This window comes from Enterobacter sp. UPMP2061 (assembly GCF_053709615.1).
The window spans coordinates 1-13569 of record NZ_JBSKJP010000023.1; the positions used below are offsets into that span (position 1 = coordinate 1).

Consider the following 13569-nt stretch of genomic DNA (forward strand, 5'->3'; position numbering starts at 1 on the left):
TTTGAGTCATTACCCAGTTAGCAATAACCCCCGCTTGCGGGGGCCATACCCACCAGGAGCAAACGCAGAAAGCCCGAGATACTTCTGCTGTACCGGGGGCTGGCGACATTTCAGGCAACACTCATAGTTGACATCCTCCCCGCCCTAAAGGGCGGGGAGGATGTCAATAATAGCAGACCACATCATGATGTCATTCTGACCGACAGATGCCAGAAGCAGAGGATCCATCCCATTTTATACCTACCTTATAACACTTAGAAAAACAACATGTTAAAAATGTTTATTGGAAACAATTTTATTTCCAATTGTAATGATAACCATTCTCATATTAATATGGCTACGTGATAATTAACTTTTGATGCACTCCGCATGTCTGACCGTGCCACTTCCACAGCTTCCTTAACGTTCGAGTCGCTTTATGGCACCCATCACGGCTGGTTGAAAAGTTGGCTGACGCGCAAACTCCAGTCTGCCTTTGATGCAGATGACATTGCCCAGGACACTTTTTTGCGGGTAATGAGCAGCGAAACGCTCTCGACGATCCGCGATCCTCGCTCTTTCCTGTGCACTATCGCCAAACGCGTGATGGTGGACCTGTTTCGCCGAAACGCGCTGGAAAAAGCGTATCTGGAGATGCTGGCGCTTATGCCGGAGGGGGTAGCGCCTTCACCTGAGGAACGCGAAAGCCAGCTCGAGACCCTACAACTCGTCGACAGCATGCTGGACGGGCTAAACGGAAAAACACGTGAAGCGTTTCTGCTTTCGCAACTGGATGGCCTGACATACAGCGAGATTGCGCACAAACTCGGTGTTTCCGTCAGCTCCGTGAAAAAATACGTGGCGAAAGCCGTCGAGCACTGCCTGCTGTTTCGTCTGGAGCATGGGTTATGAATCCTTCGTTAACCGATTCCCGCCGTCAGGCGCTGCGTTCAGCTTCCCACTGGTATGCCGTGCTAAGCGGCGAGCGCGTCAGCCCACAACAGGAAGCGCGCTGGCAACAGTGGTATGAACAGGATCAGGATAACCAGTGGGCCTGGCAGCAGGTTGAAAACCTGCGCAACCAGCTTGGCGGTGTGCCTGGCGACGTTGCCAGCCGGGCGCTGCACGATACCCGCCTCACCCGCCGTCACGTGATGAAAGGATTACTGCTGTTGCTCGGCGCTGGCGGAGGCTGGCAACTCTGGCAGTCGGAAACCGGCGAAGGTCTGCGGGCAGATTACCGCACCGCCAAAGGCGCAGTCAGCCGTCAGCAACTGGAAGATGGCTCCCTGCTCACGCTGAATACCCAAAGCGCGGCGGATGTGCGTTTTGATGCGCATCAGCGCACCGTCCGGCTCTGGTACGGTGAAATCGCCATTACTACCGCGAAAGATGCGCAGCAACGCCCCTTCCGCGTCCTGACCCGTCAGGGCCAACTCACCGCTTTAGGGACAGAATTTACCGTCCGCCAGCAGGATAATTTCACGCAGCTTGACGTGCAGCAGCACGCCGTGGAAGTGCTTCTCGCCAGTGCCCCCGCGCAAAAACGCATCGTGAACGCTGGTGAAAGCCTGCAGTTCAGCGCCTCTGAGTTTGGCGCAGTGAAACCGCTGGATGACGAGAGTACAAGCTGGACGAAGGGCATCCTGAGCTTCAGCGATAAACCGCTGGGTGAGGTGATAGCCACGCTAAGCCGTTACCGCAACGGCGTGCTGCGCTGCGATCCCGCCGTTGCCGGGCTGCGCCTGAGCGGGACGTTCCCGCTGAAAAATACCGATGCGATCCTGAACGTTATCGCTCAAACGCTTCCCGTTAAAATTCAGTCTATTACGCGGTACTGGATAAACATTTCACCGCTGTAAGAAAAATAATTCTCATTTCGATTGTCCTTTTTACCCTTCTCGTTCGACTCATAGCTGAACACAACAAAAATGATGATGGAGAAGGTATGACGCCGTTACGCGTTTTTCGTAAAACAACACCTTTGGTTAACGCCATTCGCCTGAGCCTGCTGCCGCTGGCCGGTCTCTCGTTTTCCGCTTTTGCTGCACAGGTTGATATCGCACCGGGATCGCTCGACAAAGCGCTCAATCAGTATGCCGCACACAGCGGAATTACCCTCTCGGTTGACGCCAGCCTGACGCGCGGCAAGCAGAGCAACGGCCTGCACGGAGATTACGACGTCGAGAGCGGCCTGCAACAACTGCTGGACGGCAGCGGACTGCAGGTAAAACCGCTGAGAAATAACAGCTGGACGCTGGAGACCGCGCCCGCGCCAAAAGAAGATGCCCTGACCGTGGTCGGCGACTGGCTGGGCGATGCGCGTGAAAACGACGTATTTGAACATGCTGGCGCGCGTGACGTGATCCGCCGTGAGGATTTCGCCAAAACCGGCGCAACCACCATGCGTGAGGTGCTTAACCGCATCCCTGGCGTCAGCGCGCCGGAAAACAACGGCACCGGCAGCCACGACCTGGCGATGAACTTTGGCATCCGGGGCCTGAACCCACGCCTCGCCAGCCGCTCGACCGTCCTGATGGACGGCATCCCCGTCCCCTTTGCCCCTTACGGTCAGCCGCAGCTTTCACTGGCTCCCGTTTCGCTCGGCAACATGGATGCCATTGACGTGGTGCGCGGTGGTGGTGCGGTGCGTTACGGACCGCAGAGCGTGGGCGGCGTGGTGAACTTTGTTACCCGCGCCATTCCGCAGGACTTTGGTATCGAGGCGGGGGTGGAAGGTCAGCTCAGCCCAACCTCTTCACAAAACAACCCGAAAGAGACGCACAACCTGATGGTGGGCGGCACAGCGGACAACGGTTTTGGCACCGCGCTGCTCTACTCCGGCACGCGCGGCAGTGACTGGCGCGAGCACAGCGCCACCCGCATCGACGACCTGATGCTGAAAAGCAAATATGCGCCGAATGAGGTGCACACCTTCAACAGCCTGCTGCAATATTACGATGGTGAAGCCGACATGCCCGGCGGCCTGTCCCGCGCGGATTACGACGCCGATCGCTGGCAATCCACCCGCCCGTATGACCGCTTCTGGGGCCGTCGCAAGCTGGCGAGCCTGGGCTACCAGTTCCAGCCGGACAGCCAGCATAAATTCAACATTCAGGGGTTCTACACCCAAACCCTGCGCAGCGGCTACCTGGAGCAAGGCAAACGCATCACCCTCTCGCCGCGTAACTACTGGGTGCGCGGTATTGAGCCACGCTACAGCCAGAGCTTTATGATCGGCCCTTCCGCGCACGAAGTGGGCGTGGGCTATCGCTATGTGAATGAATCAACGCATGAAATGCGTTACTACACCGCCACCAGCAGCGGGCAGTTGCCGTCCGGCTCAAGCCCTTACGACCGCGACACGCGTTCCGGCACCGAGGCGCACGCCTGGTATCTGGATGACAAAATCGACATCGGCAACTGGACCATCACGCCGGGTATGCGTTTCGAACATATCGAGTCATACCAGAACAACGCCATCAAAGGCACGCACGAAGAGGTGAGCTATAACGCACCGCTTCCGGCGTTGAACGTGCTCTATCACCTGACTGATAGCTGGAATCTTTATGCAAACACTGAAGGCTCGTTCGGCACCGTACAGTACAGCCAGATTGGCAAGGCTGTGCAAAGCGGCAATGTGGAACCGGAAAAAGCGCGAACCTGGGAACTCGGTACCCGCTACGATGACGGCGCGCTGACGGCGGAAATGGGGCTGTTCCTGATTAACTTTAACAATCAGTACGACTCCAACCAGACCAACGACACCGTCACTGCACGTGGCAAAACGCGCCATACCGGGCTGGAAACGCAGGCACGTTACGACCTGGGTACGCTAACGCCAACGCTTGATAACGTTTCCGTCTACGCCAGCTATGCGTATGTGAACGCGGAAATCCGCGAGAAAGGCGACACCTATGGCAATCAGGTGCCATTCTCCCCGAAACATAAAGGCACGCTGGGCGTGGACTACAAGCCGGGCAACTGGACGTTCAATCTGAACAGCGATTTCCAGTCCAGCCAGTTTGCGGATAACGCCAATACGGTGAAAGAGAGCGCCGACGGCAGTACCGGCCGCATTCCCGGCTTCATGCTCTGGGGCGCACGCGTGGCGTATGACTTTGGCCCGCAGATGGCAGATCTGAACCTGGCGTTCGGTGTGAAAAACATCTTCGACCAGGACTACTTCATCCGCTCTTATGACGACAACAACAAAGGCATCTACGCAGGCCAGCCGCGCACGCTGTATATGCAGGGGTCGTTGAAGTTCTGATGTGTTAACGCCCGGCTTGCCGGGCTTTTAGCTGGAATGTGACTATGTTGGCATTTATCCGTTTTCTTTTTGCAGGCCTGCTGCTGGTGATCGGCCACGCCTTTGCCGCCACGGTTCAGGACGAACACGGCACGTTTACACTCGATAAAACGCCACAACGGATTGTGGTGCTGGAACTCTCGTTCGCCGATGCGCTGGCCGCCGTGGACGTCAGCCCGATCGGTATTGCCGACGATAACGATGCAAAACGCATCCTGCCCGAAGTGCGTGCGCACCTGAAACCGTGGCAGTCCGTCGGAACGCGCGCGCAGCCGAGCCTGGAAGCCATTGCTGCCCTGAAACCAGACCTGATCATTGCCGACAGCAGTCGCCATGCGGGGATTTACACTGCCTTGCAGCAAATCGCGCCGGTACTGCTGCTTAAGTCCCGCAACGAAACCTACGCTGAAAATTTGCACTCAGCGGCTATCATCGGCGAAGTGGTAGGTAAAAAACGAGAGATGCAGGCGCGTCTGGAACAACATAAAGAGAAGATGGCGCAGTGGTCCAGCCAGCTTCCCACAGGGACACGCGTGGCCTTTGGCACATCACGCGAACAGCTATTCAACCTGCATACCCAGGAGACCTGGACCGGCAGCGTGCTGGCTTCTCTGGGGCTGAACGTTCCCGCTGCGATGGCGGGCGCGTCCATGCCGTCCATCGGCCTGGAGCAACTGCTGGCGGTCAATCCTGCCTGGCTGCTGGTTGCCCACTATCGCGAAGAGAGCATTGTTAAACGCTGGCAACAAGATCCGCTCTGGCAGATATTAACCGCCGCGCAGAAGCAGCAGGTTGCTTCAGTCGACAGTAACGCCTGGGCGCGGATGCGCGGTATTTTTGCCGCAGAGCGTATTGCCGCTGACACGGTAAAAATCTTCCACCATCAGCCGCTTACCGATGTGAAATGACCGCGCTAAAACACCCGGTGCTGCTGTGGGGGCTTCCCGTTGCAGTACTTATTATTATTTTCTGGCTGAGTCTGTTTTGCTACTCGGCCATTCCTGTTTCCGGAGCAGACGCAATCCGCGCCCTGCTGCCTGGACACACGCCAACGCTACCAGAAGCGCTGGTGCAAAACCTTCGTTTGCCGCGAAGCCTGGTCGCCGTTCTGATCGGCGCAAGCCTGGCGCTCGCGGGCACGCTGCTGCAAACCCTGACCCACAACCCAATGGCCTCTCCTTCACTGCTCGGCATTAACAGCGGCGCGGCGCTGGCTATGGCGCTTACCAGCGCGCTGAGTCCGACGCCGGTTGCAGGCTATTCCCTGTCGTTCATCGCGGCATGCGGGGGCGGCGTGAGCTGGCTGCTGGTCATGACCGCAGGAGGCGGGTTTCGTCATACCCAGGACAGAAACAAACTGATCCTCGCGGGTATCGCGCTGTCGGCCTTTTGTATGGCCCTGACCCGCATCACCCTGCTGCTGGCCGAAGATCATGCTTACGGCATCTTTTACTGGCTGGCAGGCGGAGTGTCCCACGCCCACTGGCAGGATGTCTGGCAGCTCTTGCCGGTGGTGGTCACTGCAGTCCCTGTCGTGTTGCTGCTGACGAATCAACTGAACCTGCTCAACGTCAGCGACAGTACCGCCCATACGCTGGGAGTGAACCTGCCGAGACTACGTTTGATCATCAATATGTTAGTGCTGCTTCTGGTTGGCGCGTGCGTCAGTGTGGCAGGTCCGGTGGCGTTTATCGGCCTGCTGGTGCCACATCTGGCGCGCTTCTGGGCAGGCTTCGATCAGCGCAACGTACTGCCGGTGAGCATGCTGCTGGGGGCCACGCTGATGCTGATGGCAGATGTACTCGCACGCGCGCTGGCCTTCCCCGGCGATCTGCCCGCAGGCGCAGTGCTGGCGCTGATTGGCAGTCCTTGCTTTGTCTGGCTGGTGAGGAGGCGAGGATGAAAATTGCGCTGGTCATTTTCATCACCCTTGCCCTGGCAGGTTGTGCGCTGTTATCACTCCATATGGGGGTGATCCCCGTGCCGTGGCGCGCGCTGCTGACCGACTGGCAGGACGGACGCGAGCATTATTATGTATTGATGGAGTACCGACTGCCGCGCTTGCTGCTGGCACTGTTTGTCGGTGCAGCCCTCGCCGTGGCGGGCGTGCTGGTACAGGGGATTGTGCGTAACCCGCTAGCATCACCGGATATTCTCGGCATTAACCATGCCGCCAGCCTTGCCTCTGTGGGAGCACTGCTTCTTATGCCATCACTATCCGTGATGGTGCTGCCGCTGCTGGCCTTTGCGGGCGGTATGGCGGGGTTGATCTTGCTGAAGATGCTGGCAAAGACCCACCAGCCGATGAAGCTGGCGCTCACCGGCGTGGCGCTTTCCGCCTGCTGGGCGAGCCTGACGGATTACCTGATGCTCCTGCACCCGCAGGATGTAAACAGTGCCCTGCTGTGGCTGACGGGTAGCTTATGGGGGCGCGACTGGCACTTTGTGAAGATTGCCGTGCCGTTGCTCATTCTGTTTTTGCCGCTGAGCCTGCGCTTTTGTCGCGATCTCGACCTGCTGGCGCTGGGCGATGCACGAGCAGCCACGCTCGGCGTGTCGGTTCAGCGCACCCGGTTCCAGGGGCTGATGCTGGCTGTCGCGATGACAGCAACCGGCGTGGCCGTCTGTGGCCCGATAAGTTTTATTGGTCTCGTCGTGCCGCACATGGTGCGCAGGATCGCCGGCGGGCGTCACCGCTGGCTGATGCCCGTTTCGGCCCTGACGGGCGCGTTGTTGCTGGTCATTGCCGATCTGCTGGCACGAATCATTCATCCGCCGCTGGAGCTTCCGGCAGGCGTGCTGACCGCCATTATCGGCGCACCGTGGTTTGTCTGGCTGCTTGTGAGAATGCGATAAATGAGATTACGTACTGAAAATCTGACCGTCAGCTATGGCGCACAAACCGTGCTGGATGGACTTTCTCTCGCCCTGCCTGCCGGAAAAATCACGGCCCTGCTCGGCCCTAACGGTTGCGGGAAATCGACGCTGTTGAACTGTTTTTCTCGCCTGTTAACACCAGACTCTGGCGAGATATTGCTTGATGAAAAACCCATAGCCGGTTTTTCCGCCCGCCAGCTGGCTCGCCGCCTGGCTTTACTGCCGCAACACCATTTATCCCCCGAGGGGATCACTGTACGGGAACTGGTTTCCTACGGCCGCAGCCCGTGGCTGTCGTTGTGGGGGCGACTCTCCGCGGAAGACAACGAGCGGGTCAACGTGGCAATGAGTCAGACCCGGACGCGCAATCTGGCTGACCGCAGGTTAACCCAGCTTTCCGGCGGCCAGCGCCAGCGTGCGTTTCTGGCGATGGTGCTGGCACAGGATACCCCACTCATTCTTCTTGATGAGCCTACGACCTACCTCGATATCAATCATCAGGTTGAACTGATGCGCCTGATGGTTGAACTCAAAAGGCAGGGGAAAACCGTAGTGACGGTACTCCACGATCTGAATCAGGCCAGCCGCTATTGCGATCATCTGGTGGTACTGGCAAGCGGTCGCGTGATGGCGCAAGGTGCTCCGGAAGCAGTGATGAAACCAGAGCTTCTAAAGACGGTGTTCAGCGTAGAAGCGGAAATCCATCCCGAACCGGTATCTGGCAGACCCATGTGTGTGGTGAAGTAGTCTGGCGAAGTCATAAGGATCATCACAGGACAGATAAAGGAAGTGATAACCACCTGCCAACAGGCACCAAAATCTGGCTGGTTGCCGGTATCACCGACATGCGCAACGGCTTCAATGGTCTCGCCGCAAAGGTGCAGACGATGCTGAAAGATGACCCGATATCCGGCCATGTCTTCATCTTCCGGGGCCGCAGCGGCAGTAAGGTCAAACTGCTGTGGTCCACCGGCGACGGGCTGTGCCTGCTGACCAAACGGCTGGAACGCGGCCGCTTCGCCTGGCCCTCTGCCCGCGATGGCAAAGTGTTCCTGACCCCGGCGCAGCTGGCAATGCTTCTGGAAGGCATCGACTGGCGGCAGCCTAAAAGACTGCTTACGTCCCTGACCATGTTGTAGGCCTCTTTATCCTGGTTGTCGTTGAATAAGCCTGGTAAAATGCGGGCTTATGAACAACACCTCCCCCTGACGACATCCTTCTGCTGAAACAGCGCCTGTCCGAACAGGAAGCGCTGAACCGCGCCCTGCTGGAAAAGCAGGCCGACCGGGAGCGCGAAATAGACCATCTGCAGGCGCAGCTGGATAAGCTTCGCCGGATGAACTTCGGCAGTCGTTCTGAATAAATCTCCCGCCGCATCGCGCAGATAGAAGCCGACCTGAACCGGCTTCAGACAGAAAGCGATACGCTGACGGGTCGGGTTGCCGATACGGGCCGGGCCCCGTATCGTTTTAACCCTGAATATTCATCGCAGATATTGTTTCGGGTTTTCCGGTATACCAGCCCTGAACTAGGTAACCGGGGCCAAGAGAACGGACGAATTCAAACTGTCCTGGCGTTTCCACCCCTTCAAACACCAGTGGTTTGCCAGTACCACGTAACCCTTTCACCACAGAAACAAGTAGCGCTCGCTTCACCGGGTCATCAATATTGGCAATAAAAATACGGTCTATTTTTATCTCATCGAAATCCAGTACCGTCAGCCATTCAATATGGGGGCCGCTTGGCAAACGGAAAATATCCTACGTTAAGCCTGTTTCTTTAGCTGGCATTACAAAAAGCGAGCGTCTGCATGGTACAGACAGACACCCGAATACGATAAAAATGAGACGAAAAAAACAGGTTACTTAACCCGCTTCCCCGTTTCGTCAATGATCTTTTCGCCGTCCTCTTTGGTAAACGCTCCTTTCTGACCTTCAGGTAGAATATCCAGCACTATTTCTGAAGGGCGGCAAAGACGAGTGCCAAGCGGCGTAACGACTACCGGCCGATTAATCAGGATCGGATGTTGAAGCATAAAATCAATCAACTGCTCATCACTGAATTTCTCTTCATCAAGGCCCAGGTGTTCATAAGGCTCAACATTCTTACGCAGCAATGCACGCACCGTAATTCCCATATCTGAAATAAGTTTAATCAGCTCATCACGGGTCGGTGGCGTATCGAGATAATAAATAATGGTCGGTTCGTTACCGCTGTTACGGATCATCTCCAGCGTGTTGCGTGAAGTGCCGCAGGCCGGGTTGTGATAGATGGTAATGTTGCTCATATCTTTATCTCATTACAAAGTGATGGAAAGCCGCAACGCCAGCGCGGCCAGAGTGACAAACAGCACGGGCAGAGTCATGATAATGCCCGTGCGGAAGTAATAACCCCAGGTGATCGTTATATTTTTCTGGGCAAGCACATGCAGCCAAAGCAGGGTTGCCAGACTGCCAATCGGGGTGATTTTCGGGCCTAAATCGCAGCCAATCACGTTGGCATAAATCATTGCCTCTTTGACGACGCCAGTCGCCGTACTCCCGTCAATCGACAGCGCGCCAATCAGCACCGTCGGCATATTGTTCATCACCGACGACAGGAACGCGGTCAGGAAGCCGGTGCCGAACGTTGCTGCCCATAACCCCTTTTCTGCCAGCAGGTTCAGTACACCAGACAGATACTCCGTGAGCCCGGCATTGCGCAGGCCATAGACCACCAGGTACATGCCCAGCGAAAAAATCACGATCTGCCATGGCGCACTGCGCAGGACTTTCCCTGTGTTGATGCCATGACCTCTTTTCGCCACGATAAACAGTACTGCTGCGCCAGCAGCTGCTATCGCGCTGACAGGGATCCCCAGCGGCTCCAGAACGAAGAAACCGACAAGCAGCAATAACAGGACAATCCAGCCCGCCCTGAACGTTGCCGCATCCTTTATCACACTGGCAGGCGTCTTCAGCAGCGAAACGTCATACGTTGCCGGAATATCCCTGCGGAAGAAGAGATGCAGCATGATCAGCGTGGCCGCAATCGCTGCCGCATCCACGGGGATCATAACGGAGGCGTACTGCGTAAAGCCCAGATCGAAGAAGTCCGCCGAGACGATATTCACCAGGTTAGAAACAATGAGTGGCAGGCTGGCCGTATCTGCAATAAATCCTGCAGCCATGACAAAGGCCAGTGTCGTGCCCTGGCTGAACCCCAGTGCGAGCAGCATCGCAATCACAATCGGCGTCAGGATCAGCGCGGCGCCATCATTGGCGAACAAAGCAGCAACAGCGGCACCGAGCAAGACTATCCAGGTGAACAGCAGGCGGCCACGTCCGTTACCCCAGCGGGAGACGTGCAGTGCGGCCCATTCAAAGAAGCCGGACTCATCGAGCAGCAGGCTGATGATGATGACCGCAATAAATGCCGCTGTCGCGTTCCAGACGATATTCCAGACAACGGGAATATCAGAGATATGGATGACACCGGTTCCCAGCGCCAGCACAGCCCCGATACTCGCGCTCCAGCCAATACTCAGGCCTCTGGGTTGCCAGATCACCAGTACCAGCGTCAGTAAAAATATACTCCCTGCCAAAAGCATCTCAGACCCCATCATATATGATTTTGTAAATATGTTTTCCTGCCTCAGCAGGAGGTGCAGGCTGATTTGTCCAGCCATTCACGTACATCCTCGCGCAGACACTGCCAGGTCGTCGTGATTGTCTCTGCTGCCCACGCCGGAATATGGGGTGACAGACGATAGTGGATCCATTTGCCTTCCCGACGGTCAAGAACCAGATCAGCCTCGCGAAGGATAGCCATATGTCGCGAAATTTTGGGCTGCGATTCGCAGGTGGCAACGCAGATATCGCAGACGCACAATTCTCCGGACTCACGGAGAAGCATGACGATGGCTAGCCGTGTTTCATCCGACAGGATTTTGAAAAGCTGAACAGGTTGTAGCATTTTTCACTCCGTTCCCTTTAGAATACACATATGTTAGATCATATATATTAACTTTAAAATCACCTGTTCTCTCCGGAGGAGAAAAATGGAACAATTTCCAGCCCTGAATACTGACTGTTTTGATCAACATATTGCCGAACGTCTGCACCTGCAGGAGCCCCCACGGATTCTGATCCTGTATGGCTCATTAAGGGAGCGCTCCTACAGTCGCTTTGCCGCGGAGGAAGCAGGTCGCCTGCTGACGGCGATGGGCGCGGAGGTGAAATTCTTTAACCCCTCCGGTTTACCCCTGCCGGATGATGCCCCGGATACGCACCCTAAAGTCTCCGAGCTACGCGGGCTGGTCAGATGGTGTGACGGGATGGTGTGGAGCTCGCCGGAACGGCACGGGGCTATGAGCGCGGTGATGAAGGCGCAGATCGACTGGATACCGTTGAGTGAAGGCGCGGTTCGTCCTTCGCAGGGCAAGACACTTGCAGTGATGCAGGTTTGCGGCGGTTCGCAGTCCTTCAATGCCGTGAACCAGATGCGCATTCTGGGCCGCTGGATGCGGATGTTCACAATTCCCAACCAGTCCTCGGTGGCGAAAGCCTGGCAGGAATTTGATGAGAACGGAAGGATGAAGCCGTCCTCATGGTACGACCGTATCGTAGATGTCGCAGAGGAGTTGTTTAAAATTACGTTGCTGCTCAGGGGACAAACCAGCTACCTTGCAGATCGCTACAGCGAACGAAAAGAGAGTCATCAGGAACTTTCGTACCGCGTCAATCAGGAAAAAATATAACGCCTTCTGATCGTATAAATACACACCATGAGCGTTTTCACAAAGTCTCCTTCTGCCAGGCAGCGGATAATCTTACATGTGTCTGTCGTTTTCAGAAGACGGCAGACCGGACTAAAACCATAGGCATATCATTTGCCTTCAACAAGTTCACCGAACAGCTCTTTCACCCTGTTTCTGGCGTCCGTTAGCGCTATGTGCCCTTGTCCGGTGATTTCATATACTCGCCGACTTCGTCGACCGGCCTGAACATGTCGTGAGGTGAGATACCCCTTCTTTTCCATACCGTGCAGCATCGGATACAGGGTACCCGGGCTGAGTTGATAACCGTGGTGTCGCAATTCCTCAATGATGCCCAGACCAAAGACGGGTTCTTTGGCTGCATGATGCAGGATGTGCAAACGGATCATCCCGCCGTAAAGATCTTTGTCGGTCACGCCCGGAACCTCACAGTGCTAAACTCAACAACCAACCCGCAACACCGCAACTCACTACGACCAGCCACGGCGGCAGTTTCCAGAACATCAGAGCGACCAGTGCCACAAGGGCAAGGCCGAAATCTTGCGGAGCGAGAACTGCGCTCGTCCATACTGGTTGATAGAGAGCTGCCAGCAGAAGGCCAACTACGGCTGCATTAATACCCTGCAACGCTGCTTGTGTACGGATATTGCGGCGCAGACTTTCCCAGAACGGCAATGCTCCCACAATCAGAAGGAAGGACGGTGCGAAAATTGCCAGCAGACAAACCAGACCACCCAGCCAGCCAGAAGGCACCTGGTTCATCGAAGCCCCGAGAAAGGCTGCAAAAGTGAACAACGGTCCAGGAACGGCCTGGGCAGCGCCGTAGCCAGCCAGGAATGTATCAGTGCTGACCCAGCCAGAAGGAACGACTTCAGTCTGCAGTAATGGCAGCACGACATGCCCGCCACCAAAAACCAGTGATCCGGTCCGGTAGAAAGTTTCTACCATTAACAGCGTCGGATTTGGGAATATCGCCGTCAGCAATGGTAACCCTGTCAGTAGCACAAAGAACAGCGTGAGCCAGAACAATCCGACGCGACGCCGTATTGAAACGGGCAGCGGATCATGTACCGTCGTCTGCTGAGGTTTGAACAGTAACATGCCAGTGACAGCCGCAGTGACGATTACTCCCACCTGTCCCCAGGCCGATGGCACAAGAAGCACAAAGCAGGTTGCCACTGCCATGACAGTAATACGCGGTATATCCGGGCAAAGATTTCGGGCCATGCCCCATACAGCTTGCGCGACCACCGCAACGGCTACCACTTTCAGCCCATGCAATACACCAGAGGGCATCACATCCCCGTAACTGGTCATCCCCAGCGCAAACAGGATCAGTGCAACTGCTGACGGTAGCGTGAAGCCGGCCCATGCTGCCAGCGCCCCGGTATAACCGGCCCGGGACAGCCCGAGCGCTATACCAACCTGACTGCTTGCTGGTCCCGGAAGGAACTGGCACAGAGCGACCAAATCTGCATAGCTGCGCTCGGTCAACCACTGCCGTCGCGTCACAAACTCATCGCGGAAGTAACCCAGATGGGCAATTGGGCCGCCGAAGGATGTCAGGCCAAGTCGGAAGAAAATCAGAAAGACAGCCCAGGGGCTGTGATCATTCCTGGCAGTATCGTTCATGGTCAGATCCTGA

General features: G+C 56.3%; 15 protein-coding genes and 1 pseudogene. 10 read left to right on the plus strand and 6 right to left on the minus strand.

What is annotated here, in order from left to right:
* Window positions 1–369 precede the first annotated feature (369 nt).
* The 9 genes and pseudogenes from fecI to ACWKXX_RS22455 form a co-directional block, all read left to right on the plus strand.
* Window positions 370–891: an RNA polymerase sigma factor FecI gene (gene fecI / locus ACWKXX_RS22415; protein WP_016151347.1), complete on the plus strand. Its 522-nt coding sequence runs from the start codon at window positions 370–372 to the stop codon at window positions 889–891.
* The gene (fecR, locus tag ACWKXX_RS22420) at window positions 888–1841 is read left to right on the plus strand and encodes a ferric citrate uptake sigma factor regulator FecR (protein WP_004118237.1); all 954 of its coding nucleotides are present in this window, start codon (window positions 888–890) and stop codon (window positions 1839–1841) included. The genes fecI and fecR overlap by 4 nt, the downstream gene beginning before the upstream one ends.
* Window positions 1842–1927: 86 nt before the next feature.
* Window positions 1928–4252, plus strand: coding sequence for a TonB-dependent Fe(3+) dicitrate receptor FecA (fecA, locus tag ACWKXX_RS22425; RefSeq protein ID WP_007898891.1), 2325 nt, complete (start codon window positions 1928–1930; stop codon window positions 4250–4252).
* Between the two features lie 44 nt (window positions 4253–4296).
* Window positions 4297–5199: a Fe(3+) dicitrate ABC transporter substrate-binding protein FecB gene (gene fecB, locus ACWKXX_RS22430; protein ID WP_007898890.1), complete on the plus strand. Its 903-nt coding sequence runs from the start codon at window positions 4297–4299 to the stop codon at window positions 5197–5199.
* Window positions 5196–6194 (plus strand): iron-dicitrate ABC transporter permease FecC, encoded by a 999-nt coding sequence (gene fecC / locus ACWKXX_RS22435; RefSeq protein WP_045341317.1) that lies wholly within the window; start codon window positions 5196–5198, stop codon window positions 6192–6194. Before fecB ends, fecC begins: the two co-directional genes overlap by 4 nt.
* Window positions 6191–7147 (plus strand): Fe(3+) dicitrate ABC transporter permease subunit FecD, encoded by a 957-nt coding sequence (fecD, locus tag ACWKXX_RS22440; RefSeq protein WP_004118246.1) that lies wholly within the window; start codon window positions 6191–6193, stop codon window positions 7145–7147. The genes fecC and fecD overlap by 4 nt, the downstream gene beginning before the upstream one ends.
* Window positions 7148–7915, plus strand: coding sequence for a Fe(3+) dicitrate ABC transporter ATP-binding protein FecE (gene fecE, locus ACWKXX_RS22445; protein WP_004152282.1), 768 nt, complete (start codon window positions 7148–7150; stop codon window positions 7913–7915).
* Window positions 7916–7968: 53 nt separating this feature from the next.
* On the plus strand, window positions 7969–8307 hold the full coding sequence (gene tnpB / locus ACWKXX_RS22450; protein ID WP_028018554.1) for an IS66 family insertion sequence element accessory protein TnpB: 339 nt from the start codon (window positions 7969–7971) through the stop codon (window positions 8305–8307).
* 49 nt (window positions 8308–8356) lie between these two features.
* Window positions 8357–8615, plus strand: a pseudogene (locus ACWKXX_RS22455) (IS66 family transposase); the annotation flags it as partial.
* A gap of 22 nt (window positions 8616–8637) precedes the next feature.
* Here ACWKXX_RS22455 and ACWKXX_RS22460 read toward each other — a convergent pair.
* The 4 genes from ACWKXX_RS22460 to ACWKXX_RS22475 all read right to left on the minus strand — a co-directional run bounded on the left by ACWKXX_RS22460 (window position 8638) and on the right by ACWKXX_RS22475 (window position 11122).
* Window positions 8638–8916: an EAL domain-containing protein gene (locus ACWKXX_RS22460; RefSeq protein WP_007898884.1), complete on the minus strand. Its 279-nt coding sequence runs from the start codon at window positions 8914–8916 to the stop codon at window positions 8638–8640.
* 113 nt (window positions 8917–9029) lie between these two features.
* Entirely contained in the window at window positions 9030–9455 is a 426-nt protein-coding gene (gene arsC / locus ACWKXX_RS22465; protein WP_007898882.1) for a glutaredoxin-dependent arsenate reductase, read from the minus strand.
* Window positions 9456–9467: 12 nt separating this feature from the next.
* The gene (locus ACWKXX_RS22470; protein WP_007898880.1) at window positions 9468–10757 is read right to left on the minus strand and encodes an arsenic transporter; all 1290 of its coding nucleotides are present in this window, start codon (window positions 10755–10757) and stop codon (window positions 9468–9470) included.
* A gap of 44 nt (window positions 10758–10801) precedes the next feature.
* A complete protein-coding gene (locus ACWKXX_RS22475; protein ID WP_022649397.1) occupies window positions 10802–11122 on the minus strand; it encodes a transcriptional regulator in 321 nt (106 codons plus the stop codon).
* Window positions 11123–11207: 85 nt separating this feature from the next.
* Here ACWKXX_RS22475 and arsH point away from each other — a divergent pair, with 85 nt between their 5' ends.
* Window positions 11208–11906: an arsenical resistance protein ArsH gene (gene arsH, locus ACWKXX_RS22480; RefSeq protein ID WP_007898876.1), complete on the plus strand. Its 699-nt coding sequence runs from the start codon at window positions 11208–11210 to the stop codon at window positions 11904–11906.
* A gap of 128 nt (window positions 11907–12034) precedes the next feature.
* Here the strand turns inward: arsH and ACWKXX_RS22485 are convergent, their stop codons facing one another.
* The gene (locus tag ACWKXX_RS22485) at window positions 12035–12340 is read right to left on the minus strand and encodes a PadR family transcriptional regulator (protein ID WP_004206574.1); all 306 of its coding nucleotides are present in this window, start codon (window positions 12338–12340) and stop codon (window positions 12035–12037) included.
* A gap of 10 nt (window positions 12341–12350) precedes the next feature.
* The gene (gene chrA / locus ACWKXX_RS22490) at window positions 12351–13556 is read right to left on the minus strand and encodes a chromate efflux transporter (protein ID WP_004206572.1); all 1206 of its coding nucleotides are present in this window, start codon (window positions 13554–13556) and stop codon (window positions 12351–12353) included.
* Window positions 13557–13569 lie beyond the last annotated feature (13 nt).

Excerpts from the sequence above, each read along its gene's own strand:
- fecI (WP_016151347.1), top strand. The coding sequence starts at position 370 with ATGTCTGACCGTGCCACTTCCACAGCTTCCTTAACGTTCGAGTCGCTT.
- fecR (WP_004118237.1), top strand. The coding sequence starts at position 888 with ATGAATCCTTCGTTAACCGATTCCCGCCGTCAGGCGCTGCGTTCAGCT.
- fecA (WP_007898891.1), top strand. The coding sequence starts at position 1,928 with ATGACGCCGTTACGCGTTTTTCGTAAAACAACACCTTTGGTTAACGCC.
- fecB (WP_007898890.1), top strand. The coding sequence starts at position 4,297 with ATGTTGGCATTTATCCGTTTTCTTTTTGCAGGCCTGCTGCTGGTGATC.
- fecC (WP_045341317.1), top strand. The coding sequence starts at position 5,196 with ATGACCGCGCTAAAACACCCGGTGCTGCTGTGGGGGCTTCCCGTTGCA.
- fecD (WP_004118246.1), top strand. The coding sequence starts at position 6,191 with ATGAAAATTGCGCTGGTCATTTTCATCACCCTTGCCCTGGCAGGTTGT.
- fecE (WP_004152282.1), top strand. The coding sequence starts at position 7,148 with ATGAGATTACGTACTGAAAATCTGACCGTCAGCTATGGCGCACAAACC.
- arsC (WP_007898882.1), bottom strand. The coding sequence starts at position 9,455 with ATGAGCAACATTACCATCTATCACAACCCGGCCTGCGGCACTTCACGC.
- ACWKXX_RS22470 (WP_007898880.1), bottom strand. The coding sequence starts at position 10,757 with ATGCTTTTGGCAGGGAGTATATTTTTACTGACGCTGGTACTGGTGATC.
- ACWKXX_RS22475 (WP_022649397.1), bottom strand. The coding sequence starts at position 11,122 with ATGCTACAACCTGTTCAGCTTTTCAAAATCCTGTCGGATGAAACACGG.
- arsH (WP_007898876.1), top strand. The coding sequence starts at position 11,208 with ATGGAACAATTTCCAGCCCTGAATACTGACTGTTTTGATCAACATATT.
- chrA (WP_004206572.1), bottom strand. The coding sequence starts at position 13,556 with ATGAACGATACTGCCAGGAATGATCACAGCCCCTGGGCTGTCTTTCTG.